The organism is Guyparkeria sp. (assembly GCF_046545975.1).
Taxonomy (GTDB): Bacteria; Pseudomonadota; Gammaproteobacteria; order Halothiobacillales; family Halothiobacillaceae; genus Guyparkeria.
Genome location: NZ_JBKGYT010000108.1, coordinates 1 through 4,713 on the forward strand (window position 1 = coordinate 1; position 4,713 = coordinate 4,713).

The 4,713-nt window shown below is 69.6% G+C and carries 3 protein-coding genes; all 3 read right to left on the bottom strand.

The window, feature by feature from the left end; all coding sequences use genetic code 11:
• Nucleotides 1–110: 110 nt before the first annotated feature.
• The 3 genes from rmuC to murJ are packed head-to-tail and all read right to left on the bottom strand — an operon-like array spanning nucleotide 111 to nucleotide 4,260.
• A complete protein-coding gene (gene rmuC, locus ACLFMY_RS08395; RefSeq protein WP_410764211.1) occupies nucleotides 111–1,652 on the bottom strand; it encodes a DNA recombination protein RmuC in 1,542 nt (513 codons plus the stop codon).
• Complete coding sequence (gene ribF / locus ACLFMY_RS08400; RefSeq protein WP_410764212.1) at nucleotides 1,646–2,653, bottom strand: bifunctional riboflavin kinase/FAD synthetase; 1,008 nt, start codon at nucleotides 2,651–2,653, stop codon at nucleotides 1,646–1,648. Before ribF ends, rmuC begins: the two co-directional genes overlap by 7 nt.
• Nucleotides 2,654–2,673: 20 nt before the next feature.
• Nucleotides 2,674–4,260, bottom strand: coding sequence for a murein biosynthesis integral membrane protein MurJ (gene murJ / locus ACLFMY_RS08405; protein ID WP_410764213.1), 1,587 nt, complete (start codon nucleotides 4,258–4,260; stop codon nucleotides 2,674–2,676).
• Between the last annotated feature and the right edge of the window lie 453 nt (nucleotides 4,261–4,713).

Sequence of the window (4,713 nt, forward strand, 5' to 3'; positions counted from 1 at the left end):
CCTTGCCCGCGCATCTGCTGCGGGAAGCTCGATTGGCGGGATAGTGCGCTCGCTAGACCCGGGGCCGGGCTCAGCCTTCACCACTTGGCACAGGTTTCGCGCGCTGCGGACTACGTACTGTCCTTTGGCTCGCTGCTTGCGGATGAGTCCGTCAGCCCCTCGGTCAGTTCGGCGGCCGTCAGCGGCCGCGGCTCCTGGGTCACCGGATCGAGCGAGGCGATCTCCTTTTCCGCGGAGACGGTCTTGAGATCGCGGAACTTGCGCGCGCTGGGCAGCACGCGGGACTCGAGGGTGCCCACGGAGCTGTTGTAGGCATCCACGGCCTGATTGAGCCGGTTGCCGACCTTGTTCCAGTGCTCGGCGAGCGTACCGATGCGCTCGTAGAGTTCCTTGCCCAGCGCGGCGACCTCGGCGGCGTTCTGCGCCATCGCCTCCTGCCGCCAGCCGTAGGAGACGGCCTTCAGCAGCGCGATCAGGGTGGTGGGGCTGGCGGGGATCACGCGGTTCTCGGCGCCGTACTCGATCAGCCCCGGGTCCTCGGCCAGTGCCGCGGAGAAGAACGCCTCGCCGGGGACGAACAGCACCACGAATTCCGGTGACGGGTCGAACTGGTCGAAGTAGCTCTTCTTCGCCAGTTGACCGACGTGGTTGCGCACCTGCCGGGCGTGGCTGACCAGCGCGGCCTTGCGGGCGGCCTCGTCGGTCGCCTCGACGGCCTGGAGGTAGGCATCCACCGGCGCCTTGGCGTCGACCACCACCTGCCGGCCGCCGGGCAGGTGGACGATCAGGTCCGGACGCAGCCGGCCGGACTCGGTGGTCTGGCTGACCTGCTCGTCGAAGTCGCAGTGCTCGAGCATGCCGGCCATCTCGACCACGCGCTTGAGCTGCAGCTCGCCCCAGCGCCCGCGCGCCTGCGGCTGGCGCAGCGCCTTGACGAGATCCGCGGTCTCGCGGTGCAGCTTGGGCAGGTGGGTCTGCAGCAGGTCGTTGACCTGCTGGTTGAGCGCGGAATAGGCGCTGGTGCGCGCCTGCTCGAGCCCGTCGAGCTTGGTGTCGAACTTCTCGAGGCGCTCGCGGATGGGGGCGGTGAGCTGCTCGATCGCCTTGTGCCGGGCGGTGAGATCGTCCTTGGCCTGGTGCTGGAAGCGCTCGAGGTTCTCGCGGGCGAGCTTGAGGAAGGACTCGTTGTTGCGCGACAGCGCATCCGAGGACAGGCCCTTGAAGGCGTCGGAAAGCTTCTCGCGGGCCTCGTCGAGCAGTTTCAGCTTCTCCTCGGCCGCGCGGCGCTCCTGGTCGAGGCGCTCGTTGAGTTCGGCGTTGGCCGACTGCAGGCGGGCGTGTTCGGCGCGCTGTTGCTCCAGCCGCTCGGCCAGCTCGTCGCGGTGTGTCTCGATGCCGCGGCGGGCCTCGACCAGGTGCTCACGCTCGGTTTCCAGCCGGGCCAGCTGCGTGCGCGCCTCGGCCAGCGCGCCGGACTCGTCCTCGAGGATGGTCTCCAGGCGCGCGACCTCCTCGTCGAGTCGACGGCGCGCCTCCGCCTCGGCGCGCAGGCGCGCGCTCAGCCAGGCCAGCAGGATCGCGGCGAGCACGACCAGCGCGATCAGCCCCCAGGCGACCGGGTTGTTCAGCAGGGCATTGAGCTCGTTCACCATGTCATTCTCTCGTTTATGTCGACCGGCCACGGGCCGCCCCGGTGTTCACGCGCCTCGATCAGGGCGCGCGCCTCGGCCACGTCCCGCTCGATCTGTTCGACCAGCGCGTCCAGCGACTCGAAACGGCGCTCGTCGCGGATCGCGGCGAGAAAGTCCACCTCGACCAGTCGGCCGTAAAGGTCGGCCTCGAAGTCGAGCAGGAAGACCTCCAGGCGTGCCTCGACGCCGTCGACGGTCGGGCGGGTGCCGATATTGGCCACGCCGTAACGCGGCCCACCATCGATGCCGCTCATCCGCACCAGGAAGACACCACGCAACGGCGACAGGCGACGTCGCAGGGCGATGTTGGCGGTGGGAAAACCCAGCTGCCGCCCGCGCTTGTCGCCGTGCATCACCCGCCCGCAGAGAAAGAACGGGTGACCCAGCAGCCGCGCGGCCTCGACCACGTCGCGGGTCCCCAGCGCGGCGCGCACCCGCGTCGAGGAGACGCGCTCGCCGTCCAGCGACACGGTCTGGGCGCGCTCGACGCCGAAGCCGTGCTCCCGGCCCAGCGACTCGAGCAGGGCGAAGTCCCCGCGGCGCTGCGCCCCGAAGCGGAAGTCGTCGCCGATGACCACGTGCCGCGCCCCCAATGCCGCGAGCAGCAGGCGGGTGACGAACTGGTCTGCCGGGAGTTCAGCCAGTCTCCGGTTGAACGGCAGCAGCACCAGCCGATCGACCACGCCCAGCCGGGCGAAGGCGGTGAAGCGCTCGCGCAGCCGGGTCAGGCGGGCGACCGGCTCGACCCCCCGGGATTCGGCGAAGTATTCGCGCGGCAATGGCTCGAAGATGACGACGAACAGCGGCAGGCCCAATTCGCGGGCCCGTTCGGCCGCCTGGCGGATCACCGCCTGGTGACCTCGGTGCACGCCATCGAAGTTGCCGATGGTGACCACCGCCCCGCCCGGGGCGATCTCCCCGGCGGGCGGGGCGTCGGCGACGTGGAGGCGCGTCAGCTGCATGCGAGATTCCGTATCCTGGTTCAGCCGCGCTCGGGCGGCACGTCACGATCGAAGGTCACCACCGCCCACAGGCGGCGGGGCGTCTGGCCGAGACCGGCCGCCGCGGCGACGAAGAGCAGCATCCCGAGCAGGATCAATCCGGCCACCGTGGCCAGGCGCATGCCCGCGCCCCAGGCCGTCCATACCTCGAGCGGCGGGCTGATCCAAAGGAGCGCCCCGGCCATCACGACCGCGGCCAGCGTGATCCGGCCGATGAAGCGCCGCGTGCCCGGCTCGACCCGCCAGGCGCCGCGCTGGCGCAGGGTCCAGCCCAGCAGCAGCGCGTTCACCCAGGCGGCCATCACCGTGGTCAGCGCCAGCCCGACATGCGCGAGATGCCCGCCGAGCAGGAACACCCAGGGCAGCACCAGCACGGCCTTGAAGCCCAGGTTGGCCAGCACCGAGATCACGGCGATGCGCACCGGCGTGGTCGTGTCCTGCCGGGAGAAGAACCCCGGCGCGAAGATCTTGATCAGCAGGAACGCCGGCAGGCCCAGCGCGTAGGCGGTCATCGCCAGCGCCACCATCCGGGTATCCGTGGCGGTGAAGGCATCATACTGGAACAGCGTGGCCAGTATCGGCACCGCCAGCCCGATCAGCCCGGCCATCGCCGGCACACCGATCAGCAGGGTCAGGCGCAGCGCGCCGTTGACGGTGCGATTGTAATCCTCGTCGCTGCCACGGGCGAAGGCGCGCGACAGGGCCGGCAGGATCACCGTGCCGATCGCCACGCCGAACACCCCCAGCGGCAGCTCCACCAGCCGGTCGGAGTAGTACAGCCAGCTCACCGACCCCGCCACCAGCAACGAGGCCAGGATGGTGTCGACAAGCAGATTGATCTGGGTGACCGAGGCGCCGAACATCGCCGGCAGCATCAGCCGCAGGGTCTTCTTCACCCCCGGGTGCCGGCCGAGCCTTGGTCGCGGCAGCAGCCCTAGCCGCGCGAGGAACGGCAGCAGGAAGAACAGCTGGAGGATACCGGCGACGAACACGCCCCAGGCCAGGGCCATCACCGGCTCGTCGAAGAAGGGCGCAGCGACCAGCGTGGCGGCAATCAGGCTGATGTTCAGCCAGATGGGCGCCAGCGCCGGCATGGCGAAGCGACCGAAGGCATTGAGCGTGCTCGCGGCGAAGGCGGTCAGCGAGATGAACAGCAGGTAGGGGAAGGTGATCAGCAGCATCGTCTCGGCGAGCGCGCGCTGCTCCGGGTCGTCGGTGAAGCCCGGCGCGAACAGCATGATCAGCAGCGGCGCACCCGCCAGCCCCAGCGAGACCACCACCACCAGCACCGCGGAGAGCGTGCCGAACATGTGGTCGACGTAACGCTGGAGTTCCTCGCGCGTGCTCGTCTCGCGGTACTCCGAGAGCACCGGCACGAAGGCCTGCTGGAAGGCGCCTTCGGCGAACAGCCGGCGCAGGAAGTTGGGAATCTTGAAGACGACGAAGAAGGCGTCGGTCGCCTCGCTGGCGCCGAACACACGCGCCAGCAGCACGTCGCGGACGAATCCGAGCACCCGCGAGATCATCGTCATCCCGCCGAACGCCGCGCTGCTCTTCCAGATGCTCACGAGCCCGCCTCCTCACCGGCGTCACAAATGTCTCCAACGTGCGACCCGACTCGCAGGAGCGCCTTCAGGCGCGAATGCCTGTCTGTATTCGGACGCGCAGCGGCCGGACGATGGCCCGCGCACCAGGCCCCTTCGCGGCTAAAGCCGCTCCTACGGCCATCCTCGGCCGTCGCGGCGGCAGCAATCGGTTCCGACAGGAGACATGTCGTTACGGGAACTCGCGCTGAACGGGGTGATTCGCTTGCAAGGCAAGCTCCCACCGAGGAACCACTCGACAGTCCCCGGCACTGCCCCACCGTCGCGTGGGAGCGGGTCTCGCCCGCGAAGGACGCGCCAGCGGCCATCCTGCTCGAAAAGCCCACCAGCACTTGGCCTTCCCGTATGTCTCGCCGAGTACCGCAGCGGAAGCCGGAAAGGCCCGAAGGGTGGCGCGCAAGGACGCGCGCCATCGCG